The sequence below is a fragment of the Geomonas oryzae genome, assembly GCF_004117875.1.
In the GTDB taxonomy this organism is placed as follows: Bacteria; Desulfobacterota; Desulfuromonadia; order Geobacterales; family Geobacteraceae; genus Geomonas; species Geomonas oryzae.
Genome location: NZ_RAHW01000005.1, coordinates 420,161 through 445,699, shown reverse-complemented (window position 1 = coordinate 445,699; position 25,539 = coordinate 420,161). Strand labels below are relative to the sequence as shown.

General features: G+C 66.6%; 10 protein-coding genes and 1 riboswitch. Of the genes, 5 read left to right on the top strand and 5 right to left on the bottom strand.

Features of this window, described 5'->3' with window-relative positions:
• Positions 1 to 16: 16 nt before the first annotated feature.
• Positions 17 to 2,878 carry a hybrid sensor histidine kinase/response regulator gene (locus tag D6Z24_RS14965; protein ID WP_129127398.1) on the bottom strand — a complete coding sequence of 954 codons (2,862 nt, stop codon included), beginning with the start codon at positions 2,876 to 2,878 and terminating at the stop codon, positions 17 to 19.
• A 202-nt stretch (positions 2,879 to 3,080) separates the two neighbouring features.
• On the opposite strand from D6Z24_RS14965, the gene D6Z24_RS14960 reads away from it, so the two are divergent.
• Entirely contained in the window at positions 3,081 to 4,583 is a 1,503-nt protein-coding gene (locus D6Z24_RS14960) for a hypothetical protein (protein WP_129127397.1), read from the top strand.
• On the opposite strand, the gene D6Z24_RS14955 is transcribed toward D6Z24_RS14960, so the two are convergent.
• The 4 genes from D6Z24_RS14955 to D6Z24_RS14940 form a co-directional block, all read right to left on the bottom strand.
• Positions 4,555 to 5,145: a DUF4337 domain-containing protein gene (locus D6Z24_RS14955; protein ID WP_129127396.1), complete on the bottom strand. Its 591-nt coding sequence runs from the start codon at positions 5,143 to 5,145 to the stop codon at positions 4,555 to 4,557. The two genes, D6Z24_RS14960 and D6Z24_RS14955, sit on opposite strands and share 29 nt — an antisense overlap.
• A 14-nt stretch (positions 5,146 to 5,159) precedes the next feature.
• Positions 5,160 to 5,951: a PTS sugar transporter subunit IIA gene (locus tag D6Z24_RS14950; protein ID WP_129127395.1), complete on the bottom strand. Its 792-nt coding sequence runs from the start codon at positions 5,949 to 5,951 to the stop codon at positions 5,160 to 5,162.
• A gap of 2 nt (positions 5,952 to 5,953) precedes the next feature.
• Positions 5,954 to 8,635: a magnesium-translocating P-type ATPase gene (gene mgtA, locus D6Z24_RS14945; protein WP_129127394.1), complete on the bottom strand. Its 2,682-nt coding sequence runs from the start codon at positions 8,633 to 8,635 to the stop codon at positions 5,954 to 5,956.
• A 393-nt stretch (positions 8,636 to 9,028) separates the two neighbouring features.
• Positions 9,029 to 9,198: riboswitch (M-box (ykoK) riboswitch) on the bottom strand.
• Positions 9,199 to 9,268: 70 nt separating this feature from the next.
• Positions 9,269 to 11,851, bottom strand: a complete 2,583-nt coding sequence (locus tag D6Z24_RS14940; protein ID WP_129127393.1) for a sigma 54-interacting transcriptional regulator — start codon at positions 11,849 to 11,851, stop codon at positions 9,269 to 9,271.
• A gap of 474 nt (positions 11,852 to 12,325) precedes the next feature.
• Here D6Z24_RS14940 and D6Z24_RS14935 point away from each other — a divergent pair, with 474 nt between their 5' ends.
• From D6Z24_RS14935 to D6Z24_RS14920, 4 genes are all read left to right on the top strand, one after another.
• On the top strand, positions 12,326 to 12,739 hold the full coding sequence (locus tag D6Z24_RS14935; RefSeq protein ID WP_129127392.1) for a hypothetical protein: 414 nt from the start codon (positions 12,326 to 12,328) through the stop codon (positions 12,737 to 12,739).
• An 82-nt stretch (positions 12,740 to 12,821) separates the two neighbouring features.
• Positions 12,822 to 16,424: a translocation/assembly module TamB domain-containing protein gene (locus D6Z24_RS14930; RefSeq protein WP_129127391.1), complete on the top strand. Its 3,603-nt coding sequence runs from the start codon at positions 12,822 to 12,824 to the stop codon at positions 16,422 to 16,424.
• 193 nt (positions 16,425 to 16,617) lie between these two features.
• Positions 16,618 to 17,193: a DUF1318 domain-containing protein gene (locus tag D6Z24_RS14925; RefSeq protein ID WP_246014680.1), complete on the top strand. Its 576-nt coding sequence runs from the start codon at positions 16,618 to 16,620 to the stop codon at positions 17,191 to 17,193.
• Entirely contained in the window at positions 17,190 to 25,517 is an 8,328-nt protein-coding gene (locus tag D6Z24_RS14920; protein ID WP_129127389.1) for a CHAT domain-containing protein, read from the top strand. The genes D6Z24_RS14925 and D6Z24_RS14920 overlap by 4 nt, the downstream gene beginning before the upstream one ends.
• Positions 25,518 to 25,539: the final 22 nt, after the last annotated feature.

The following is a 25,539-nucleotide window of genomic DNA, read 5'->3' as shown; positions in this document are numbered from 1 at the left end:
GAAGGAGGCGGCCGGCTCAGTGCGCGAGCAACTGGGCGATCTTTTCGTGGAGCTGCCTGGAATCCAGCGGCTTCGAGATGTAGTGCATCCCTTCCTCCACGATGCCGCGCTGGGCGACGATGTCGGCGGTGTAGCCCGACATGAAGAGCACCCTCATCCCGGGGCGTACCGTCCTGATGCGTTCGGCCATCTCCCTGCCGTTCATCCCCGGCATCACCACGTCGGTCAGGACCATGTCGATCTCATCCCCCTGCACGCAGATGTCGATGGCGCTTTGCGGCGTACCCGCCTGGATCACCTTGTACCCCATCTCCTCGAGCATCATCGTCGTCGTGCAAAGGAGCATCTCCTCGTCCTCGACGAGCAAAATGGTGCCGCTGCCGCTTTTCGGCAGGACGGCATCGACCTCCTCCTCGCGCGCCTCCTCGTGGTGACGCGGCAGGTAGATGTTGAACACGGTTCCCTGCCCCGGCTCGCTGTAGACGTTGATGAACCCGTTGTTCTGGGTGACGATGCCGTACACCGTGGCGAGCCCGAGTCCTGTGCCGACCCCCACCCCTTTCGTCGTGAAGAACGGCTCGAATATGTGCTCCCGCGTCTCCCGGTCCATCCCGGTGCCGGTGTCGCTTACGGTGACCTTCACGTAGTCGCCCGGGACGCAGCCGGCGTGGTGGCGGCAGTAATCCGTGTTGAGGCGGATGTTCGCGGTATCGATGTTCAGGTTGCCGCCGTTGGGCATGGCGTCCCTGGAATTCGCCGAGAGGTTCATGAGGATCTGGTCGAACTGCGAGGGATCGATGAGGACGGTCCAAAGCGGCGTCGCCGGCTTGAAGGTGAGCTTCACGTCCTCGCCGATCAGGCGGCAGAGCATGCTCTCCGCGGCGAGGATCTGGCTGTTCAGGTTGACCGGCTTCGGGGAAACGATCTCCTTGCGCGAGAAGGCGAGCAGCTGCCGCGTGATCTCGCTGGAGCGCTGCGCCGCCTTCAGGATGTGGTCGAGAAACTTCTGTTCCGGCGCGTCGTCGGGGATGCGGTGCCGGCAAAGCTCGGCGGCGCCGATGATGACGCCCAACATGTTGTTGAAGTCGTGGGCGACCCCGCCGGCGAGCCTGCCGACCGATTCCATCTTCTGGGACTGTCTCAGCTGCTCCTCGAGCTTTTTGTGTTCGGTCACGTCGCGCCAGATGCAGTAGTAGACCCGGCGGTCCTGGATGTTGACGATCTGCGCGTTGACCTCGACATTTCTCAGCTCGCCGCTCTTGGTACGCTGCACCGTCTCGAAACTCCCGCGCCCCTCCCTGACGATATCCGCTATCCGCCCGCGTGTCTCCTCCTGCGTCTCCTGGGCCTCAACGTCGAAGATGGTGAGCTCCGCGAACTCCTCACGGCTGTAGCCCAACTGCCGGCAAACCGCGCCGTTGAAGTTTAGAAAACGCGCCGTCTCCGGGTCGATGATGACGATGCCGTCGGGCGATTGCTCGAGGAGTACCCGGTTCAGCTTCGACTCCTCCTCGATGACCCGCTCCATCTTCTTGCGGTCGGTGATGTCGGTGACGACGGCGATGCGGCAGGTGCGCCCCTTGTAGACGATGTCGTGCGAGGTGACCACGATGGGGAAGACCGAGCCGTCCTTTTTGCGGTGGTGCCACTCCCCTACGTAGGTGTGCCCGGTGAGCTTCGCGGCGACATCGGTGATCCTGCGCTTCTCGTAATCCGGGTAGAGGTCGGTCAGGTTGAGTGCCAGCGCCTCCTCGCGCGCGTACCCGTAGGCGAGGGTAAACGCCTCGTTCACCGCGACCATCTCCATGCTCCCGCGCTCGTAGATCAGCATGGGAGCCGGGTTGTGCTCGAATAGGTCGCGGTATCTCTGCTCGCTTGCGCGCAGGTCCGCCTCGGCTTCCTTGCGGGCCGCCTCCTCCTTTAAGATCAGCATGGCGTGGACGATGAAGCTGGAGACGGCGATGCCCGCCGCCAAAAGGAAAACGAGCAGCGCGATCAGGCGATTGCGGTACGAGGTAAGGGAGGCGAGGATCTCCTTTTCCGACGAGGTGACCGCGATGGACCAGAAGGTGTTGCCAAGCGCCACCGGGTAGTAGACCGCGAGCTGTTTCGTCGGTTTGTTTGCCCGCACGTCGACTCTGGCGGTGTAGCTCCCCGTGCCGGGGCGCCCCTTCAGCATCTCCCGAGCCATGGCTTGGCGGGAAGGGGACTCCTTGGCGTTTTCGAAAACGCTTCTGCCGCTATGACCGGCAACCGGGCAGTACAGCTCGGTGCCGTCGCGGCTTATCACCCAGGCGTACCCGGTCTTGCCGGTTCTGATGACGTCGAAATAACGGTGCGCCAGGTTCTGGAAGTTGATGACGATGGCGATGCTCCCCTTGAAGCGTGTCCCGTCGAAAACCGGGACGTGGAGGGCCACCGCGTCGTACCCCTGCACCGCCCGGAATACGTCGCTCACCACCGGTTGGTGCGTGCGCAAAAGTTCGCGGATATGCTTTTGATCCGCGATGTTTTGCCCCTCCGATTCCCGCTGCGGAACGGTGAAAAGAATGGTCCCGTTTTCGTCCACGCGGGTGAAGGACCGGATCTGCTCCTTGTGGGCATCGTAGAAGAACTCCATCTGCTGCCGTCCGGGAGCGTCGAGGGCGACGATTTCCTTCATCCTTGCCAGGGAACCGAGGATGCCGGTCCAGGTGGAGAAATATTCCTCGATCCCCTGGGCCGCCTGCCTGGCGTGGATCATCTGCTCGTCGTGCAGCCTGGAGATGGCCGCATCCTTCGCCTTGTCATAGGAGAGGGTGAAGATGAGCCCGCACACGATCGTGGCGACAATGACCAGCAGGGCGAGCGCCCTTTTCTGTATGAACCTCTGCATCATAATGAAAAACCCTGGCCGCCATATGGGCGGGGTATTTGCGGTGCACCGCTACATCACTCTTATCGACCGTTGCACGGGAAACTGTGAGGGAAAAAACGAACCGGAGGGGGCGCAGCCACTGGTTGAATGCGGTGTCGTTGCAAAAGCGAGTGCCGCCGATACAATTCGTTGGTCTTTTCTAATAGGCTAAGGGGAGGTTCCGATGAAAAGCTACCAGGAGATTGCCGCCTTTGTCGTCGCGGTCGCCACCGCTTTCTTCTACCTGCTGTGGTTCTTCATCCCCCCCGTCCGCCTGGTCTGGCGCTGCCTCTCCACCGAGGAAAACCTCCCCGTGATGAACACGCTGAAGGCCTGCTGGGATTCCGCCTGGCCCTTCAAACCGGCGATGTTCAGAAGGCAGATGCGGCTTTGGCTGGAGCTGAGGCTTTTGCACCCGAAGCCGCGCAAGGAGCCCGCCTGGTACCTGGATGCCAAGACCAAGAGGTACCAGCTGCAGTTCGACGACGAGGCCTACCGCCGCGAGCTCGCCGAGTGGCGGCGGGCCAACCGGGCCAAATTCGGCGCCTTGAAGATCAAGGAGCGCGAGCCGGTGATCGAGGTGTTGGACGTTTTCAGGTTGAACGACGAGAGCACCAAAAACGGAATCAAGCAGTACCTGCTCGCCGTGTCGCAACTGCGCCTTTCGCTGGACGAGGAGGCCTCCTTTCTCTGCAGCGTGAAGATCGAGCACGGTTTCCTTTTGCCCTTGAACCTCTTGGCCGGGCTCATGTCGCGCTTCTCCGACGACTGGGACCCCATCATCTCCTCCTACGACCGGATGTCGCACCGCGGTTTCTCGGCGCAGCAGATGACCATCTTCAACCTCTGGCTTTTGTGGGGACCGAGCGTCCCGATCTGCAGCTGCGAACAGTGGCAGGGCCCCGTCACGCTGCAGTACGGCTTCGGCGACGAGAACAATTCGGTGCGGGTAAGGGTGAGGGACGAGAGAAAGGAACAGCTGCTGGCCGACCTGAGAAAAGCGGCGGCGGCGCAAACCGGCGCGGCGCACCCCGCCCTGCACGCCAGCGTGACGGGCAAGCTCTGGCCCCCCAGCAGCTTTTTCCAGGGGGAGATCTGCGGTGCGCAGCAGGAGCTTTTGAACCCGGACCGGGAGGCCTTCATCCTTGAGTACGAGGGGCACAGCGTGGTGGGGAACCCGGCGAGTTCGCGGCTCTTCTACACCGCGTACGTATGGGCGCTCTTCGTGGTGGGACGGGAGCAGAAACCGGGAACGGAACAGGTGCGCAGCGAGCCTTGGCTGCACGTGATCCCGTTCTTCGAGCACGGCAACATCGTCGATGAGTCGTGCTACGAGATGGCGAAGCTGCAGCTTGCCCGGAAGGTGCTCGAATACGTGAGGGCGAGCGGTCACCTGGAGGCGGATCCGAGTCTCGCCCCGCTCAGGCTCTGGTACGTGACCGCCCTGGACGACTCAGGCTGCGGGCGCGGCATCGAGGTGCCGCCGCGGGGCAAAAGCATCAAGGCGACGCTGGAGGAGCTGCTCTCGGAGAGCGAGCACCGGCCGCTCAGAAAAAGGATCATCACCGACGACGCGTCCTACGCCGGGCTCCTGTCGGGGTGCCACCTCTCCAAGGTCGTCTCGGAACTGTTCGCCGCGATCGAGGGGGAGAGCGGCGCTAGGAGAGGGCGCGCACCAGCGCGGTAGGATGCAGCGGCAGGCCGGCAAGGCCTGCGACACCCATGACGATCCCGAACCCCGCCACGGCGAGCGCCAGGTACAGGAGCTTTTTCTTCTGGGTGAGCGAGGCGATGGCGAGCATGGCAAGCGATACCGCGAGCGTCGCGTCGGAGAGGTCGAACTGGTCGTCCCGGTAGTTCAGGTCGTCGTACTGCTTGCCGAGCCCGTTCGCGCGGGCGGCGAGCTTTTCCTCCTCGCCCTTGTAGCGCGCGATGTTCTCGCCGTACTCCTTCTTCTGCCGCTCGAGCGCGGCGGAACTCTCGCGCGGCGCCAGCGCGCCGATCGCCGCCACCTGGTTCAGCCCCAACTCGGCAAGGTGCTGTTTGAGTTTCTTCGCCTGGTACTCGTTCCAGGTGTCCACCTGGTCCGATTTGGCCTGCAGCATCGCCTGGACGATGTTGTCGTCCTTCACCTTGCAGACCGCCATGAACACCGAGATGATGGCGACCGCCACGGCGACCTTGTTGTTGAGCGCGTTTCTCTCCTCGGATGAATCGAGGCGCTGCTGCAGATCGTTTGCTTCCGTCATGGCAAACCTCCCGCTTACTTCCCTCCCGAAGTCCTCAGTGCCAGGCAGTCGATGAGCAGACGCTCGCCGGTGAAGGAGGCGTCCTTTCTTTTCACGATGCGCCAACCGCCGGCGTTGAAGGAGCTGTGCGAGGTCACCTCTTCGGCGAGCCCGGGCATCCCCTCGAGGAGCTCAACGAGCGCCTGGTCGTGTCCGAGCACCACCGGTTTGAGCCCGGTTCCCACCAGGATGGTGACCGGCTCGACGAGCAGGTTCGCGAGGTCCTGGGGGACCGGCTCCACGGCGGCCGCCTTCCCCTGCAGGCGGATCATCCTGGCGCGGGAGTCCGGGCCGACCGTTCCCTTCGTGGTGCTGATCAGGTCGAGCAGGTGGTCGCGGATGTCGTTCAGGCTGTCCGCCGCGTTCAACCGCTCGATCTCCGGGTAGATCTCGAGCGCCTTAGCCAGCAGAGAGATCTCGCGCAGGTAGTTGCTGCGCTGGTTCTCCGGGACGAGGTACATGGCGATCACCTTCACCGGTTTGCCGTCCGGCGTGCCGTAGTCGATCCCCTTGGGGCTCCAGCCGACGACGCAGATCAGGTCCTCGTCGAAGGGGACGCGGGCGTCGGGGCAGGCCCAACCCTTGCCGAGGGCGGTCTTCGAGGCCGCCTCCTTGGCGAGGATGAGGCCGGCCACGTCGGTGTCCGGGGGAAGCGACGGGACCGCCTCCAGGATGTGGGCGAGGAAGCGGAGCGCGTCCTCCTTGTCGTAATCGTCCGGGATCTCGAGGAGACGCCCTTCCTGTAGTGCGTCGAGCAGGCTGTCCATGATCAGTCACCTCCAAAGCGTTTGAAGAACCAGGTCTTCACGAAGTGGGTCAGGATGGAATAGGTCAGAAGGAACGCGACGATATAGACCCAGTACACCGGCGGCAGCGGCACGAGGTTTAAGGCGCCCGCGAAGGGGGAGTAGGGGAGCCAGGCGCCGAGCCCCATGATGGCGAGCGTCGTCAGGGTCATCGGGAGCGAGGCCGAGCTGCCGAAGAACGGCACGCGCCTGGTCCTTATGATGTGCACCACGAGGGTCTGGGTGAGCAGCGACTCGACGAACCAGCCGGTCTGGAAGAGCCGCGCGAGCCCGTCCTGCTGCAGCGCGGTGACGCCGGGGGCGTTGTAGGCCGCGCAGCCGAAGACGTACCACATGAGCGCGAAGGTCGCGTAGTCGAAGAGCGAGCTTATGGGACCGATGCAGAACATGAAGCGCTTTATGTTGCCGATGTTCCACTTGAGCGGCTTCGCCACCAGTTCCTCGTCCACCCGGTCGGTCGGGATCCCGGTCTGCGAGAAGTCGTATAGGAGGTTGTTGGCGAGGATCTGCACCGGCTGCATCGGGAGGAAGGGGAGCAGGTAGCTCGCCCCCATCACCGAGAACATGTTGCCGAAGTTGGAGGAGGCCCCCATCCGGATGTACTTGATGATGTTCGCGAAGACGCGGCGCCCCTCCATGATCCCCTCTTCGAGGACGAGAAGGCTCTTCTCGAGGAGCACGATGTCCGCGGTTTCCTTGGCGACATCGACCCCGGAGTCGACCGAGATGCCGACGTCGGCGGCTTTGAGCGCCGGGGCGTCGTTGATGCCGTCCCCCAGGAAGCCGACCACGTGCCCGTTGTCGCGCAGGCTGCGCACGATCTGCTCCTTCTGGGCCGGGGAGAGCTTCACGAAGACGTCCACCTCCTGGACCACCCGCGCGAACTCATCGTCGTCAAGGCGCGCAAGCTCCGCACCGGTCAGCATACCCTCGGCCTTCAGTCCCACGTTGCTGCAGACCTTCTTGGTCACGAGCCCGTTGTCGCCGGTAAGCACCTTCACGCGCACGCCCGCCTCCTGCAGAAGCGCGAGCGCCTCGCTTGCCTGCGCCTTGGGGGGATCGAAGAAGGCGATGAACCCCAGGAGGATCATCTGGGACTCGTCCTTCACCTCGAACTGGGTCTTCTCGCGCGGGAATTCGCGGTAGGCGATGGCGAGGACGCGGAAACCGTCGCGGTTGTGACGCTCCACCTCCTCGAAGAGGTTGTCCCGGATCATGTCAAAGAGGGGGTAGACCTCCTCGCCGATCTGGTAGTGGCTGCAGCACTCGTAGATCTCCTCCACCGCCCCTTTGCAGATGAGCACGTGGTCACCCTCGAAGTCGACGACGACCGACATGCGGCGGCGCTGGAAGTCGAAGGGGAGCTCGTCCACCAGGCGGCAGAGCTGGACGTTCATCTCGGTGTGGTCGAGGATGGCGCGGTCGATCAGGTTTCTTAGGCCCGTCTGGTAGTGGCTGTTCAGGTAGGCGTAGGTGAGGACGTCCTCGCTGGTGCGGCCGGTCAGGTCGACGTACTTCTCGAGGACGACCTTGTCCTGGGTGAGCGTCCCGGTCTTGTCGGTGCAGAGGATGTCGATGGCGCCGAAATTCTGGATCGAGGGGAGCCGCTTGATGATCACCTTCTTGGCCGCCATGGTGAGCGCACCCTTGGCGAGGTTCACCGTGACGATCATCGGGAGCATCTCGGGGGTGAGGCCGACGGCGATGGAGAGGCCGAAGAGCAGCGCATCGACCCAGTTCCCCTTGGTCATGCCGACGATCATGAAGACGGCGGCGGTCATCACCAGCATGAAGCGGATCATGAGCCAGGTGAAGGAGCGGGTCCCCTTGTCGAAGCTCGTCTCCTCCGGCTTTTCGGCAAGCGACGCGGAGATGGAGCCGAAGAGGGTCCTCACCCCGGTGTTTACGACGACGGCGCGCGCCGAGCCGCTGTTCACGCTGGAGCCCAAGTAGCAGGCGTTCGGGAGTTCCCAGGCGGAGAGTCCGGCCTCGTGCTCCTTGTCGACCATGGCGCTCTTTTCGACCGGCATCGATTCGCCGGTGAGCGCGGACTGGCTCACGAAGAAGTCCTTGGCGGAGAGAAGGCGCACGTCGGCGGGGATGATGGAGCCCGCCATGAGGAGCACGATGTCGCCCGGGACCACGTCGCTTATGCGGATCTCGGTCTCCTCGCCGTCGCGCAGCACCAGGGTGCGCGACTGGACCCTCTTGCCGAGCGCCTCTACCGCCTGGCCGGAGCGGCGGTCCAGGATGAAGGAGAGACCGACGCTCAGGATGATCATGGCGCTCACGATGAGGGCCGACTTGGTCTCGCCGACGATGCCGGAGATGACGGCGATGACGAGGAGCTGGATTACGAGCGGGCTCTTGCAGCGCTCGAAGAGGTCGGCGAGCACGGTGAGGCGTCTCGCGTGGGCGAGCTCGTTGGCGCCGAACTCGTCGAGGCGTTTTTCGGCCTCCTCGGCGGAGAGCCCCTCCTTCGCCTTCGTGTCGAGCTCTTTCAGCGCGTCGCGCACCGAGATGGAGCAAAGCTCCACCAGGCGGCGCTCGCTTTCCCCCTGCGACGCCGATTTGTGCGCCTGCTGGCGCTGGGCGGGCGTCTGCTTTGTCGAACGCCCTACCTGTATATTGGAAACGATGAACATCCTGCCTTCTCCTGTACGGCAACCTTGCGTGCGGGCAAAGCGTACCACATCCGCAGCCGGACGGACCGGTGCTAAGACGGTGCGCGTGACCGCAATACGACGCCGGATGCGCCACGGGCGTAGAGCGCCCTGCGTAAGCCGGTCGGTGCTTGCATCAAGAGGGAGTTCGTGTGGAAGACTCCCCGCTGCTTATCGAGTCCCGTTCCTGGGGGCGGAACCGGATCAAAGCGGGCAGGGAAGGAGGAAGGCTTTGAAGGGGGTTATCGCCGCGGGAACGGGATGGGTAACGGATATTCGCTACTATGACTGTCCAATGTGAAAAACCACCACCTTTCTGTGCGATGTGTAGAAACGAAAAAAGGCCACGGGAGAACCCGGGCCTGGATGTGCCTCACGGTTCCCCACTCGTCGGTTTTCGGCAGTGCACAACGTAGGTCGCGAGGGACCAGCTACCTTAAGTAGAGCCTTAATCCGGCAATACCTGGTCTACCCATTGGCGTCTTTCGACGTTTCCGGGCAGTAGCCTGTGTTTGTGCAAACGCCTCATCTTAACGAGGAACTCTGTCTGTTTATACCCTGTCGGGAAAATTGTCAACCCGTTATCGTCGGGGAGGGGGACTGGCGTGCGATCGGCTAGAGGATCGCCACGAAAACCGTCGCTGCGGCGACGATCAGGAAACGGTGACCGGCGAGCGCGCCGACGGGGAGACCGTCCTGCCGCTGCAGCTTGCCGAGGATCCTGAGCGAGAAGAGCGCCGCGAGCACGATGAGCGGGTAGATGAGAAGGCGCAGCGTGCCGAACTCGGGGGTGAGCCGCGCAGCGTCGAGCCGGCCGCCGAGGCCGAAGGCGTCGATCATGAGCGGGACGAGCGTGGCACCCCCCTCGACCAGGGCGCGGAAGAAGATGAGGAAGAGCCCGGCCGCGGCGAGCGGGAGGTAGGCGAGACCGCTCGTGGTGAAGACCTGGCGCCACCCGGTCCCGCGCACCGTCGCCGAGGCGAGGAGGGTCAAGAGGGTGAAGCCCGCCACGATGGCGAGGGCGACCAGGTAATCGGTGACGCTCCATAAAGTGCGCGAGAAGATCTCGATGTGGCGGCCGGCGACGAGCGGCGTCCCCTTGGCGGCGATGACCACGCCGACCAGGGTCGTGCTGAAAAAGGCCTCGCGCAGGCCGCGCCGGGCGCGGTTGAACCCTCCCCAGGTCGGGTTTCTGAGGTCCAACTGCATGGAGTGGTGCGGGCAGCTCCTCACGCAGTTCAGGCAGAGGACGCAGTGGTCAGAGCTGTCGACCCCGGAAGGATGGAGCCCCATGGGGCAACCCTTTTCCTTGATGCAGTCGTCCACCCGGCAGCGGCTCAGGCAGACGTTGTGGTTACTGTGCATCTCAAGCGGAGAGATGCGCGAGACGAGGCTCACGATGCGCCCGAGCGGACAGAGGAACTTGCACCAGCCGCGGCGCCCGATGACGAGGTCGGCGCTCACCGTGGCGGAAAGTATCCCGAAAAGCAAAAGTCCGGTCGCCCCGGCGTAGGTGAACATCCCGGTCGCCTGCTCCGCCAGGAGGATCAAAACGAGCGCCACGAAGGAGAGGGTGGGGCCCCAGCGGCGCAGCCAGGGGGCGGGGTCGCGCACCACCCGGCTCGACACGCCCAAGTACTCGCCGATCGCCTCCATGGGGCAGAAGCTGCACCAGCCGCGTGCGAAGAGAAACGCGGTGACGAGAAGTGCCGGCCACCCTATGGTCCAGGCGGCGAGGTTCGCCGCGTTGTTGAGAGAGGGCCCGAAGAGGGTGTAGAGCGTCACCGTCAGAAAGAGCGGCACGGTGACGTAGCGCAAAAGGCGCGGGAAACGCGGGTTGCGCGCGAGCCTCTCCACCGCCGGGAGGGTGAGGAGGTCGAAGTGGCCGTCCCCGAAGGGGTGCCCCTGCAGGGAGATGTGCTCCGGGTGGATCTCGTCGTCGTTGCACACCACCACGGCGCGCGAGACGACCTGGTACAGCTCGCTCGCGTTCAGGGGCCAGTCGTGGTCCACCAGGCGGTTCAGGGCGTCCTGGGAGAGGCGGCGCACGCTTTTGTGGTGCTTCGCGTTCAGTGACTTCAAAAGGCTCCGTGCGATGACCGGGATGTCCTTCTTGCGCTCCCTTAAGGGGGCCAACTCCACCGTTTCGCCGGAGAGTTTCTTGAAGAGGACCGCGTTGAACTTGCCGCTGTCGACCATAGGGGCGAGCGGCTTGCCGCTGGTCGCGATGATGCGCACCTGGGTGCTTCTAAGCTTCGTCTCGCCGCGGCGCGTGAAGTGGCCGCTCTCCATGAATTCGACCAGTTCTTCCTGCACCGCGGGGGTGAGGCAGTCGATGTTTCTGAGGATCATGTCGCCGCCGGCGGCGAGCTCGATCATGCCGCGCCGCACCCGGCGCGCGTACACCGCTCCCTCCGGGGCGTGTCCGAAGAGCGCCGCCTCCTGGGCGAGACCCAAAAGCAGCGAGCTCTGCGCCGCCGATTCGCTCGCCGCGCACTCCTCGCCCAGAACCGGCGGGGGCGCGGCGCAGTCGAGGAATAGGACGGGGCGGTTGTCGTCGCTGTGGAAGTGGATCAGGCGGGCGGCCAGGTCCTTCCAGGTGCCGGGCTCGCCGAGGATGAGGACGTGGCTCCTCGTGCCGGCCAGGTGCTCGAGGCGCTTGTTCAAGAGGCGGACCCAGGGGGAGATGCCGGGGAACTCACCGAATTCCGGAAGGAGCTGCCAGCCGATGATGTTGGTGATCACCTCGCGGTGTTCGCTCTCCTCGCGCTGGTGGCGGTGCGCCCAGCTCCCGAGCTGTGCCGCGAGGATGCGGCTCATGTTGGCGTAGAGAAGCGGCATCCGTTCGAGGAGTTCCTCGAAGTCCTGCCGGGTGAGCCGTGCCGCCTGCACCTCGGTGATGGCGCGCACGTCGGCGGAGCGCTTCTCGTCGGTCAGGATGGCGCGTTCGCCGATCACGTTGCCGATGCCGAGTTCGGTGAGGTTCAGGATCTGCCCGGAGCGGTCCAAAAGCTCCACCCGGATGCGCCCCGAGAGGATCACGTAGAGCTCCATCGCCGGCTCGTTCCTCGCGAGGATGACCTCGTCGGCGGCGAACCGGCGCAGCTCGAGGCGCCCGGCCACCTGCCGGAGGTCGCCCGGGGCGAGGCCGTTGAAAAGACGGATCCCGGAAATGGTTTCGCAACTGATGGTGCCCATCGATCTCCCGTTTTCGGCGCGTGGTGTACCCGGCGCGGGGGAGGGTGTCCCACCGCGGCCGCAGCTGGGGCTGCCGAAGACGGTTCGATGGTAGCGTAAAAGGTGGGGGGCTGTCTAAAACGTATACCGCCCGCGATGTTGCAGGCGCGTATACGTCCCGTCGGGGCATCCCCTCCTCCGGAGAGGGAGGGTTAGGGAGGGGGCGTGCAGCGGCTCGATCCTACTTCCCGCCTCCCAACCACCCCCTCCGTGGGGAGGGGCGCGTTCATTCCGGCACTCCGTCGATTGCATCATATTCTCAATGTTCCGGTGCTGGTCTGTGCTGTGTCTCTAACCAATGAAGCGAATATAATCGCCCCCCCGTTGTCTGTCATAGTTGCCGTGCTAGACTTTTATCGCCCCAAATTAGCAAAGCGGCAGACAGTGAATCGGAGCCGCTGATTGAGTTGAAGACTTCCATGACCTGGAGGCCTCATGCTTGAATCAGGAAAGATTCATGTGTGGCTGGCAGCGACGCTTGCTGTTGCTTTGGGTGTCTTCCTCTTCTTGCGCGTGGGGGAGGCGAACCTCGACCACCAGACCAGTGCCAGCGGCATCCTCACCATGCAGGAGTGCATCGCCTGCCACTCTGAAGGGGCGACGCATCCGGTAGCCATCTGTCTCGACGACCACTGCCTCTACACAAACGACCATTCCCTGATGCACCGTTACCCCCCGCCGGGCAAAGAGCTGGACTACGCGCCGGCAGCCGAGATCCTCGCCGCGGGGTGCATCCTCGAGGACGGCAAGATCACCTGTCTCTCCTGCCATGATCTGACGCAACCCGCGCCCCACCTGATTCGGGTCGGCGACCAGCTCTGCGGCATCTGCCACAGGCTCCTGCGGTGAGCGCGCCGTTTGACTTTAAAAGTGGGAGATGATAAGAGAAATTGCCTCGCAACTTCCGCTGGACCTCCCGGGACCCTGACCGATGCGCCCTCGTCTCCTCGCCTACATCCGCACCATCCGCCTCAGACGCGTACTCCTCGTAGGGAGTGCACTGGCGCTCTCCGGACTCCTCCTCATGGTGCTGCTCGTGGTGTCCCTGCCGACCCTCATCTCCACGTCGCCGGTGCAATCCCTGCTGAGACTCGGCATCTCCAAGGGCCTCAAGCGCCCCGTTTCCTGGGATGACCTCACCGCGTCCTGGTCCCGCGGTATCGCCGTCTCCGGCCTCACCCTGGGGGAAGGGCCGCCCCCGCTGCTGCATGCCTCACTCAAAGAGCTGAAGATCGTTCCCGGCCTTTCCCGCGAGAAGAGTTCCGGGCGCTGGCGCGTGAGCCTGGATGTGAAGCTTGCCAGGCTCGATGCCGACCTCGCCCCGGGGCCGCCCAAGCCTCAGGAGAAGCCGGCGGACCCGCTCACGCGGATCGCGGAAGGGGTGCAGAAGTTCCACACCATGGAGTGGCCGCTCCCGGTCGAGGTGCGGGCGATGGTCGACGCGGCCCCGATGACGCTGCGTTACGCCGATCCGGAGTCCAAGCGCCAGCTCCTCATGAATAACTTCGCCTTCGGGCTCGCGGTCCCGTCGCTTTCCACGCTGCCGGTCACGGCGTCGCTCACCGGAGCGGTCTCCGTCGACGGCGGCAAAGCCCAGCCGGTTCGCCTCAAGGCGCGGGTCGCCGATCTCGTGACCGCGGCGCATCGCATCAAGCCGTCCGCGGCGCTCTTCGGGGTTGAGGCCGGTCTTCCCGGCGCCGATTTCGACATGAAAGGCGGTGTAACGCGACCCGAGGGGCTGAAGGCCAGGCTGCACCTCTCCCTTGCCGAGGTGATGAAACTGGCGACGCCTCTGGTGAAGAAGCCTCTGCCGGAGCTTGGAGGCGCTCTCCAGGTGGCCCTAGATGGGGAGACCGATCAGGCGGGGGACCTCCGCCTGGCGCTCGCGCTCGACGGCGAGCGCCTGTCCGTAAGCAAACTCCCCGGGAAGAGGGGGAAGGTGGCGCCCCTCGACCTTCGCTTGCGCCAGAAGCTTACGAGTGATCACAAGAGGCAGCAGGTGACCTTCAGCGAGGGGAGCCTTGCGAGCCCGGGACTCATCACCGCGTCCTGGAACGCCGTAGTCGACCGTCCCACCGAAAAGTCCCGCGCCGTCTCCGCAGAGCTTTCCGGAGTGCGCCTGGAGCTTTCCCGCGCCGCCGCGCTTGCCGCTCCCTTCCTCTCGAAGGGATTGCCGCTCAAGGAGGTGACCGGGAGTGCGACCCTTGCGAGGCTCACCGCGCGCCTTAGGGGACCGGAGAACGACGGCGAGGTGGCGGTATCCGGACTGGCCCTGGCCCTGCCGCGGCTTTCCCTAAAGCGCCCCGCCGGCGCGGTGCAGGGGGAGAACATCGCACTTTCCCTCGACCGGGCCGTTCTGCCGCTTAAAAAGATGACGCCGGTGCGGGCCACCGCCGAACTGTCCCTGTCGGCCGCAACGCTCGAGGCGGCGGGGAAGAAGCCTCTGCGTGCGCAGGGTGTGCGGGGGCGGGTGGCCCTGAACCTCTCCGGCATCGACTTGAAGGGAAAGCGGGCAGTCGCGGACGCCACCCAGAGCCTGGGCATCGAACGCCTGGCCGTTGGGGAGGATCTGGCGTTCGAGAAGCTGCGCGAGGAGGTTTCGCTTAAGGGACGCGTTCTTTCCGGCGGCACCGTGGACGCGGCGCTTCCGATTTTAAACCTCGAGGCCGCGTCGCTGCAGGCGCACCAGGGGGAGCGGGTTGTGACGCTTCGCCCCTTTGCCGCGCGGCTTGCCGCGGAAGGGGTGCATCTGCCGGCCAAGGGGAAGGGGAGCCCGACCGTGGCGCAGGCGAATTTCACCCTGACCGCGTCCGACGCGCTCACCCTCACCGCAAAAGGGGCGCTCACCGGAGAGGGAAGGCAGCTCGCGGCGACCAGGGGGGAGGCGCGCATCGACCTGCGCCGCCTCATGCCGGTTGCCGCCCCCTTCCTTCCCGCCGGCTTCGACGCGGCCGGGCTCGCCTCCGCCTCGTGGGACCTGGCCCTGCCGCTGCCGCTCGCGCAGGCTCCCGCGGAGACGAACCCGCTCCGCAAGGCAAAGGGTGGCGTCCTCCTGCTGGAGCGCGGCGAACTGACCGTCAAGCTGAGCGATATGGACCTGAAGCTTCCTGCCGCCCAGGGAGGCTACCGGATCAAGGGGGTGAATACGGCGCCGCAACTGCGCTTTTCCGTGCCGCGCGCCGACCTTCCCCTAACCATCGATGGCGGGGCGCGCTTCGCAGCACTCGAGGGGCTCACCGGCAAGGCGGCGACGCTCCCTTTGCAATCCGGTGCGCTCAAGCTGCAGGGGGAGCTTTCCGGTTGGAAGGAGCTCCGCCTCACCGAGGAGCTGACCGTGGCGTCGCTGGGCCTTTCCCAGATAGCCGAGCTCACCGTCGGGCGCCTCGACACGCTCATGGATGAGCGCGAGCTGAAGCTCGACACGGCGACCCTCTTGAAGCGCCTCGACGCCACCATGTTCGCCCACCTGGAGGGGAACTTCCCCCCCGAGGCGAAGCAGGTCATCGCGGGGTGGCGCCTTGCCGGCAGCGTCGCCGCCGGCGCGCGCGTCGATCTGACGGCGGCGAAGGAGCTCAAGGTGCGCGGCTACGGCAAGTGCCGCGACCTGGGCGTTGCCGACGGCAAGGGGGTGGGGGCGGACGGCATGCGTGCCGACCTCGTGCTCGACCGGACCTACGCGCTGGCGCAAGGAAAGGGGGAGACGTGGGAGCCGCTCTCGACTGCGCTCGTGCGTCCCGCTCCGGTTGCCCCGTTCACCGTGGCGAACTCCGATCTCGCGAACCGGATCTACCAGGACCTGCGCGGTGAAAGCGGCGGTCCGCGTAAGATCGGCGTCCGCAGCGCCTCCTTCAGGTCCGGCGCCCTGCCGCTTGCCGCGAGCGCCCTGGACGCCGACCTCCTCCTGGAGCCCGAATCGCTCGGTCTCTCCTTCTTCCAGGCCGAGTTCGCCGGGGGGACGGTGCGCGCCCGGGGCATGATCGACCTCACCGGGGCAACCCCGGTGCTCTCCACCTACTGCAATTTCTCGCGCCTCGATCCGGTGCTTCTCTTTCCGGCCGCCGGGTCGCTTCGTCCCGGAGGCGAGGGAGAGCTTACCGGCGAGCTGAGCCTTTCCGCGCCGCTTGCCACCGAGAAGCGCGCGCTTCTGGAAGGGATGCGCATGAACCTGAACCTGCGCCGCTTCAGCTCGCGGGTGCTGGACCGTGCCCTTTTCGCGGTCGATCCGTACCAGAGAAACGAGAAGATCGTGGCGCAAAGAAAGGCGCTCAAGATGGCCGATCTGAAGGGGCTGCGCGTGAGCGCCGTGGACGGCGCGCTTGACTGCGAAGGGGAGCTTGCGGTTAAGGGTATGGATGTCGCCATTCCGAGGATCGACCGTCTGCGTCTTTCCGAGCTTCCGATAGACAACGAGCTGAAGAGCCTGATGCAGGCGATAAGGAGTTCCCAACTGCTCCTGGACCTGGTCCGCTCCGACACCCTTGTCGTCGACGAAAAGGGGAAGCTGTCCCTCAAAAGGAGAAAACATGTGGAATGAAACACGTTCTACGTTCTGCGTTCTACGTTCTACGTTAAAACCATCGGCGGGTCCTTTTAGCAACAGACTTCCGTTTGTCCCCCTCGCCCTCCGGGAGAGGGGGCCCGAAGGGCGGGTGAGGGCGTTGCCACGGAGTGAGGGGGGCGGCAGCCTGCGTTCGCCGCGCCTTTCGTTGTCAATTGTCCATCGTCAATTGTCCATTGCCCTCGCCCTTCTTCTCGTCTCCGGCTGCACCCTGGCGAAGGTCGACGTGAACGTGGTGAGCGAACGGACTTCGCTGGAGAACCAGGTGCTCGGCACCTATAACGCCCTCTCCGAGGACGTGCTCCTCGTCGCCTCGGTACGCGGGGTGTCGCCGACCGGGAAGGTGGAAACGCCCCCTAAACACTCACCGGAACAGCAGGAGGCGGCACAGGCCCTGGAAACCATCGCCTTCCACGCCGACGACGTGGACACCCTGAAACGGCTCGGTTGGGTCGGGGAGAACCTGGATGGGACGCTGACCCCTTTCGCACGCGAGGTTCCGGAAAAGACCCCCGCCGACCTGGAGGCCTTCGCGGCGCGCTACAGCGAGGGTGAGTTCCGCCAGGTGATCGGCGAGGTGAACCGCTCCCGCGAACTGCTGATGACCCGGGTGGTGCGCACCAACGAAAACTTCACCGCCGGGGACCTCCCGGCGATCCGCAAGGTCTTCGCCCGGATCAACCGTCAGAACAGCGCACCGGGGACCAGGGTGCAGCAGGACGACGGGGCGTGGGGCGTCCGATGAAGGCGTCGGCAAGAAAAACGGCCCTCTTCCTGGCCATGGCCTCGCTCCTTGCCGCCGGCGTCGCGGAAGCGGTGCCGCTCGGTGAGGAGCTCCTGGCCCCCGCAGCACCGCGCCCGGCTCCGCGTTCGCGCCCGGAGACGGCGCCTGCCGCCGCACTCTACACGCCGCAGTCGGTGCTCTACGCGGTGCGCTCCCCGGACGGCAAGTCGATGGCGACGGTGGAAAAGGGGGACGCGGGGTACGAGCTTTGGCTCCACCCGACCGGCGCCACGGAAAAGCTGCCGCGCCTTTTGCGCAAGAGCCCGGTGCGCCTCGCCGCCCCCGCCTTCGATGCCGGTGCGACCAAACTCGCCTTCACCGACGAGCGCGACGACCTGAAGGGGGACATCTGGCTTCTGGACCTGACGCGCCCGGACGCGGAACCGGTGCGCCTGACCGGCAACGACGCCGGCGAAGACGCCCCCTCCTTCGCCAGGGACGGGAACGTCCTCTTCTACCAGCGCGAACTCCCAGGCTCCGGGCGCCGCGAGATCGTCCGCCTCGACCTTGCCTCCGGCAGGGGCGAGCCCCTCCCCATCGGCATCGACGCCGCCTTCGCGGTCCCCTCGCCGGACGGCGGCCGCCTTGCCTTCGTCTCGCGCGAAAACGACCCCGGCGGCGACCTCTGGCTCTGGGATCTGCAAGCCGGGCGTCTCACGCCGCTCACCGCCGGGGGGGAGCGCGACCTCTACCCGGCCTGGCAGGACGACGACACCATCCTCTTCACCCGCTTCGCCCCTCCCGCCGGGGACTCCGCCACCGGGCCGGAAGGGGGCGCCGTCTTCCGGCTGCAACTGAAGCGCGCCGGCGAGGGGAGTCTCCCCGCCGCGTTCCCCCTCACCTCGGGGCTTCTCTCCACCGTTGCGCCGCTTCCCGCACAGGACGGGGTGCTTTTCGTGGCCGGGGGGGCGGCCGGGGGGCAGGTGGTGTCGCTTCCCCTTTCCGGCGAGATCCCGGACCGGCCCGACCTTGCAGGTCAATGGGAACTCGCGCGCCTGATCCTCGAGCGCCAGCCCGCCGATCCGGCAACGGCAAGGCTCGCCCTCCTGCGCGTCCTGGCGCGGGAGGACAAGGCTTCCCGCGAGGGGGCGCTCGCCTCGCTCGCGCTTGCCGGACTTATGGAAGAGGCGAAGGATCATCCGGGCGCCCTGGAGCGCTACCAGGAGGCGGCGCGGCGCTACGCCGCGTTCCCGGCCGAGGCCGCGCTCGCGCAGGTGGCAGGGGTGCGGCTGCGGGCCGCCCTGCGCTGCGATGAGGTCGTCGTGGCCGGACGGCGCCGCGAGGTGATCGCCGAGGCGCAGCGGGAGATGACCGCCGCGGCCGTGAACAAGGGGCGCGACGCCCAGGCGCGGGCGCTCATCGACTCCGCCCGCCTGCAGGCCGACTACGGCTCCGGCGCGCAGGACCAGTTGGCCGCCATAGCACTCCTGGAAAAGGCCGTCGCCGACCCCGCCGTGGACGAGGCGTTAAGGGGAGAAGCCGCCTACCGCCGCGCCCGTCTCCTCTCTGGGATCGAAGGGGGCGAGGGGGCGGTTAGCGCGCTGGTCGAGGTGGCGAAGCGTTACGACCGGCAGGAGCGCTGGGCCGAGGCGGCCATCGCCGGCATCCTGGACCAGTTGACCGCGGGATCGAGCGAGCCGCGCGAGCGTCTGGCCGCGCTTGCCGAGCAGTACCGCACCACCCTGCCGCGCCTCGCCATGGGTGCCTGGAACCGCAGCGGCGACTTAGCCTACCGCGGCGGCGACTGGGTGCGCGCGAAGGACGCCTACCGCACCGTGCTGGAGCAGTTCCCGCCGCTTGCGACGCCGACGGCGGCGGCCCGTTTCGCGCTCGCCGAGATCCTGTACCGCGAGGAGCGCTTCGGCGAGGCGACCGCCCTCTACGAGAAGGAGATGGCGCTGCACCCAGAGGACGCGCCGCTCTACCAGTTGGCCCGTGCCGCCTACATCAGGAAAAGCCTCGCCGCCGGGGAGAGCCTGTACCGCCTGGGCGAGATCGCCGCGGCCCGCGCCGCCTTCCTCGATCTCATCCGCTACGAGGGGCGCAGCCTCGAGGCGCATAGAGGTTACGTGAAGTCGGTCGCCGCCCAGGGACAGGCCCCGGAGCTCCTGGCGCTCTACCGCGAGATGCTGAAGAAGTACCCGGACGATCCGGTGCTCCTCTACGCCGCCGGGCTCTGCCTCACCTATCTTCCCGGCAAGGATTCGCTGAAGGAGGGGGACCGCCTCATCGCGCGCTCCGCCGAGCGCCTCCCCGGCTCCGAGTACCCCTTCCAGACCCGCGGCTACATAGCCGAGGTGCTCGAGACGGTGCACGGCGAGGCGGGGGGGCTCGAGCGGGGACTCAACCTCTACCGCAGGGCGAAGCTTTTGAACCGTCCCGAGGTGAACCCGGAGAACGCCGCCAACCTCTCCTTGAACATCGGCAACGTCGCCTTTTTGCTCGGCCGCAACGCGACGGCGTGGAGCTTCTACCGCCAGCGTCTCGCCTCCAAGGTCCCCTTCGACAACCCGGAGACCGAGCTTCTCTTCCACGAGCGCTACGCAGCGGCCGCGTTCCAGGTGGGGGAGAAGGATGCCGCCATCGAAGGGTACGGCCGTGCCCTTTCCCTCGCCCAGTCCCGGCTCGACCCGGCGCGGGCGCTCGAGCAGTTCGGCCGCCTGACGCGCCGGACGAACGAACGCCTCTTCGCCGGTGAGAAGCTCTCGCCGGAGTTGGAGCGTTTGCTCGCCCGGCAGCGCGAGATCAACGCGGAGCTGGAAGTTATCGGCGCGGAGCGCGTGGAACCACCACCTTCCCCCGCGTGGGGGAGGTTCGAGGCGGCGCTGAAAAAGCTTCTCTCGCGTGAAAAGGAGCTGGTCGCCGCTGCCGGTGCCGGTACCCCGCAGGGGGAGAAGTACGTCCTGGAACTGACCGCCATGGCGGCCGCCGTGGAACGGGAGCTCGACGCAGTGCCGCGTCTTGTGGATACGCAGGCCAAGCTGAGCGACCGGCTCGGGCTTGCCCTCTTCGACGCGGAGCGCTTCAAGGAGTCGGCGGAGCGTTTCGACGTTGCGTACCGCCTGAACCGAGACCTGGGGAGGACGGGGAACCTCGCCGCGAACCGCCGTTCGGCGAGCATCGCCCTCTACCGCCAGTCCGAGAGCGCCTCGGGCGGCGACCGACGCAGGCTCCTCGAGCTGGCCCGGGACGGCTTCAAAGAGGTGCTGACGCTTCTGGAACGCTACCCCTCCGCGAAGAAGGGGGCGCCGAAGCGAGGCGGCGGGCTGATCAAGATAGGCGCCGACGTCGCCCTGAACAAGGGGGACGCCACCGAGGCTGCCTTCGGATTTTCCACGGAGCAGGAGCGGCGTCTCGCGCAGAGCTATCTCGCGCGCATCGCCTCCGAGCTTGGTGACAACCGGACTGCGGCGCAACTCTTCAAGGGGCTCTTGGATCGCTATCCGGCGCAGACGGACAAGCTCGCCGAGGGGGACCTCTTCGGCGTAGGCCTCCTGAGCCACCGTGCCGCGCAGCTCGACTACGCGCGCGGCGACCGCGCCAAGGCGGCGGAAGGGTTCCGGAAGGGGACCGAGATCGCGCTTCGAAGCGGCAATGCCGTCGGCGCCATGCTGAACCTGGTGAACTGGGGGATGCTCATCCCGGCCGACGCCGCGCCGGAGACGGTGGCCGGGTTCCTTGCGGAGCAGGCTCGCGTCTCGGCCCTTGCCGACTCCTACCGCGGCGCCCTTCCCGCCGATGCGCTGGCCCGTTACGGCAACGACGCCGGCGCCATACTGGCCCGTCTCGCCTCCGGCCGTCCCGACGACGGCAGCCGTCAGGCCCTCGTCTACCGCGCCATCGGGATGTGGGACCGCGTGCTGCGGACGCTCCTCCCCCCAGCGCCTCTTCCCCCTCCCTGTCCCTCCCCCTCCGGGGGAGGGGACCTGATGCCCCCGACGGCGCAGAAATGCGTTGAGACGGCGGACGCATCGTCCCCCCCTCCCGCAAGGGGAGGGGGCCTGCTTCTCGCGGCGCGGCTGAACCGTGCTGCGGCGCTCGCCTCGCTCGGCCTCCCGGACGCGGCGGCAACCGGCTACCGCGACGCGCTCGCCGAGGCGCGCGCCGCCGGTAACGGCGCCATGGCCTGGCGCGCGCTCGCCGGACTTGGCGACTTCGACGAGGCGCTGAAGCTCCTCGACCGGCTCCCCCCCACGCAATACGACCTGCATCTTGGCGAACTCACCGAGCGCTTCGCCCCCCGCATCGAGGCGTTGACCGCGAAGGACCCGGAGCAAGGTTTCGCCCTCGTGGAGCGCCTCTCCGAACTGGAGCGTGTCCAGATCCTCGGGAAAAGCCTCCTCGGCATGGACGACCCCGCCGTGCTCGCCCTCCTTCAAAAGGCGGCGCCGCATCTTTTAGAGCTGGACCGGGTCCGCGCCGAGCTTTCCGGCCCGGCGCCGGCCGACCCCGCGTATCTCAAGCTGCGCGGCGAGCAGGAACAGGCGGTTCTGGACAGCTTGCTCGGCAAGGACCTGGGGCTCCTTCCCCCGTACTACGCCGCGGCCGGTCCCGGGGTGCTGCGCCTCGCCGCGTCGTCGGCGGCCCTTCCGGGGGGCGAGAAGGAAGAGGGTTTCCGGTCCCGCCTTGCCTCCTTCCGCAAGGGGTGCGCCTCAGGAAAGGCGCCGCGTCTTTGCCGGGCGCTCACGCCGCAGCCTGCCGAGGCGATCGACCTCCTGGAACGTCTCCCGGGACGGAGCGTACTCCGCCTGGTGGCGCTTCCCGGCGACCGCTTCCTCCTCTTCACCCTGGGTGGCAAGGAGGGTGTCCGCGCCGAGACGATGACGCGCGCCGCCGTCGCCTCGCGACTGAACGATCCCGCGCTCGTCGCCATCTACGAAGAGCCCGGCGCCTTCGCCGACGCCCGCGTCCTCACCTGGGGGGTGAGCGCGAGCCAGCTTCTGCAGAGCGTCGAAGGGCGCAGGCCGCTCAGGACGCAGGTGCTCGACCCGGCCGGCGTGTGGCCGTCGCTGCCCCCCTTTGCGAAACTTTCCCCCGACGCGTTGCCGGAGCGCCTGCCTGACGCCCACACCCTGACCCTACCCGGCGCCGCCGGACTCCTCCCGACGGTACCCGCCCGTCCCGGCGGGGGAGGGGGGCTCGAGCCCCTCTTCGAGGACGCCACCGGGGCGCGCCGAGACCTCTTGGCACTCGCGCGGGGCGAGTCGGTCTCGCTCGTCGTGGCCCCGCGCGGCGGGAGGGGGGAGGCCTATTACCTGGGACAGCTCGCCTCGCTCGCCGGGGTGCCGAGCCTGCTTCTTTCCGATGGGAGCGGCACCGATCTCAGCCCCTTCGCGAAAAGCTACGCGGACGCCTCGCTCGCCCAGGCTAGGCGCGAGCTTCCCCCGGGCTGGCTCCTGATCGGCGACTGGGGGGGCAACGCCGCCGAGAGCGCGCAGCTCGCAAAGAAGCAGTTTGGCGACGTGGTGAAGCGCGCGGTGACGGCGCACAACGAGGGGCGCTACGCGCAGGCCCTGGCGCTATTCGACAACGCGCTCGTCGTGGCGGACGCGACTCCGGAACTTGCCAAACAGCGCGCTCCCCTGCACCGCCATGCGCGGGAGAGCGCCTTTGGCGCCGGGCTCACCGAGCGCGCCGTCATCCACGCCGATCTCCTCGTCAAACGCCTGGCGAAGGAAAAGCCTTACTCGGCCGAGCACGCCGACGCGCTTTTCAGGCTGGGGCTTCTGCAGGGACGCCTGGAGCGTTTCTCCGAGGCGGCCGCCTCGCTCAAGGAGGGGGTCTCCATCTTCGCGGACCTGGGCCTGGCGAAGGAGCAGGCCGCGGCGCTCTCCGACTTCGGCGCCGTGATGGAGAACGCGGTGGACTACCCGGCGGCACGCTCGCTTTTCGAGCAGTCCGCGGGGCTGAACGCCCAGTTGAAGGACGAACTGAACCTGGCCGACCAGTACCGGAACCTCGGGCGCATCCTCGACCTGCGCCTGAACGAGTTCGCCGCCGCCGAGCGCTACTACGCGAAGGCGCAGGAGATCTACGCGAAAAACGGCAACCGGGCGCTCGAGGCCGAGACCATCCTGGAACGTGGGCGCTGCCGGCGCCTGCTCGGGAACTTCACCGAGGCGGACCTCCTCTACCGCGAGGCGCTCGACAGGATCGGGGACGCCGCGCTCAAGACCCGGATGAGGATCGTCCTGGAGCAGGGGAACAACGCCTGGTTCCAGGGGCGCTACCAGGAGGCCTTCGATCTGCGCGAAAAGGTGGAGCGGGCCGCGCAAAGGGAAAACTGGCCTCTGGAAGAGGTGATGGCGAAGAACACCGGCGGCCTCATCTGGTGGACCCTGGGGGATTCAAAACGCGCCCTTGTGGAACTCAAACAGGCGCTGGAACTTTCCGGGAAGCTGGAGGCGCGCCGGGACGAGAGGGCGACCACGCTGAACAACATGGGCCTCGTGCGGCGCGAGTCCGGTGACTACCAGGGGGCGCTCGAGAGCCTGGGCGAGGCGCTCGCCATCGACCGCGCCCTGGGCTCGCGCTGGGCCATCGCCTATGACCTCAGAAACCTCGGGCAGACCCGCCTCAGGATGGGGGACCCCGCCGGGGCGCTGAAGCTCCTCGACGAGGCGGCGACGCTTGCCGACGGCACCGGGGACCGGGTGAACCAGGCGAAGATCCACCTCTCCCTGGGGGACGCCCGTGCCAAGAGCGGCATGAAGGGAGAGGCGGGCAGCAGCTATAAGAAGGCGCTCGAGCTCGCCGATTTCATGCTGCTGCGCGAGGTGCGCTGGCGCGCCCTTCTGGGGCTCGCGCGCCTCAAGGAGGGTGCCGGGGACCGGGAGGGGGCCGTCTCCTCCTACCGCGACGCGCTCGCAACCATCGAGGAGCTGCGTGCCGAGATCAAACTGGACCAGCTGAAAGACGGCTTCCTCGCCGACAAGATGGACGTTTACCAGGGGCTCGTCGGTCTTTTGGTGGAAATGGGGCGTGACGACGAGGCCTTCGCCGTCGCCGAGCGCTCACGCGCCAGGAACCTGATCGACATCCTGGGGCGTCAGCGCCTCTCGCTTGCCGGCGGCGCCGACCGCGATCTGTACGAGCGTCAGAACCGGCTGCGCGAGCAGATCGGCGAACAGGAGCAGTTGGCGCAGCAGGCGGGCAATCCCGCGGAGCGCTCCATGTACCAGGCGGCGCTCGAGCGGCTGCGCGGCTCCTACCAGGACCTTCTGATCGATATCGAACGGCGCCGCCCGGAACTGTTGTCGCTCGTCAAGGTGGCGCCGGTCACCGTGCCGGAGGTTCGCTCGCTTTTGGAGCCCGGCGTGACACTGCTCTCCTACTACCAGCTACCGGATCGGCTCTTGTGCTGGCGCCTGGAGCGGGAGGGAAGCCGCCTCTTCGTACTCCCGGTCCCGGCCGCCGAGCTTTCCGGGAAGATCGCCACCTACCGGCGCATGCTGCAGAACCTGGAGCCCTTGGAGGATAACTCCCGGGAGCTCTACCGGTTGCTCCTCTCCGCCCCCTTGTCCGGCGTCGCGCAGGGGAACACGGTGGGGATCGTGCCGCACGGCAGCCTCCACTACCTCTCCTTCGCGACCCTCTACGACGGGCGCGATTACCTGGTGGACCGGCACAACCTCTTCCACCTCCCGGCCGCCTCGGTGTACCGCCACACCCTGGCCCGGCGCCAGGCCGCGAAGAACCTGCGCATCTTGGCCATCGGCAACCCCGACCTCGGCAACGCCTCGCTCGACCTCCCCTTCGCCGAAAAGGAGGCGGGGACGCTGCGCTGGAACTACGCGGACGTGACCACGCTGACCCGCGAGCGCGCCACCGAGAGCTGGGTGCGTGAGAATATCTCGCGGTTCGGTATCATTCATCTCGCCTCGCACGGCGAGTTCGACCCGGTGAACCCGCTCTTCTCCTCGATCAGGCTCGCAAAGGACGCCGGAAACGACGGCAGGCTGCAGGCCGAGGAGGTGTTCGGGCTCGACATCAAGGCGGATCTCGTGGTCCTCTCCGCCTGCCAGACCGGACTTGGCGACGTGAAAAGCGGCGACGACGTGATCGGCATGAACCGCGCCTTCATCTTCGCCGGGACCCACGCCCTCGTCTCGAGCCTGTGGCGCGTATCCGACGTCTCGAGCGCCATCCTGATGAAGCAGTTCTACCGGGACTACGCCGGCACCGACAAGGCGCAGGCGCTCGGCCTCGCCATGCAGCACGTGAGAAAGCGCTACCCGCACCCCGGCTACTGGGGGGCGTTCGTACTGACCGGAGACTACAAATAACGAAGCGCCGGAGCCATTCCGG

Bases quoted from the DNA above. Each gene is read 5' to 3' on its own strand.
- D6Z24_RS14965 (WP_129127398.1), bottom strand. From the start codon at position 2,878: ATGATGCAGAGGTTCATACAGAAAAGGGCGCTCGCCCTGCTGGTCATT.
- D6Z24_RS14960 (WP_129127397.1), top strand. From the start codon at position 3,081: ATGAAAAGCTACCAGGAGATTGCCGCCTTTGTCGTCGCGGTCGCCACC.
- D6Z24_RS14955 (WP_129127396.1), bottom strand. From the start codon at position 5,145: ATGACGGAAGCAAACGATCTGCAGCAGCGCCTCGATTCATCCGAGGAG.
- D6Z24_RS14950 (WP_129127395.1), bottom strand. From the start codon at position 5,951: ATGGACAGCCTGCTCGACGCACTACAGGAAGGGCGTCTCCTCGAGATC.
- mgtA (WP_129127394.1), bottom strand. From the start codon at position 8,635: ATGTTCATCGTTTCCAATATACAGGTAGGGCGTTCGACAAAGCAGACG.
- D6Z24_RS14940 (WP_129127393.1), bottom strand. From the start codon at position 11,851: ATGGGCACCATCAGTTGCGAAACCATTTCCGGGATCCGTCTTTTCAAC.
- D6Z24_RS14935 (WP_129127392.1), top strand. From the start codon at position 12,326: ATGCTTGAATCAGGAAAGATTCATGTGTGGCTGGCAGCGACGCTTGCT.
- D6Z24_RS14930 (WP_129127391.1), top strand. From the start codon at position 12,822: ATGCGCCCTCGTCTCCTCGCCTACATCCGCACCATCCGCCTCAGACGC.
- D6Z24_RS14920 (WP_129127389.1), top strand. From the start codon at position 17,190: ATGAAGGCGTCGGCAAGAAAAACGGCCCTCTTCCTGGCCATGGCCTCG.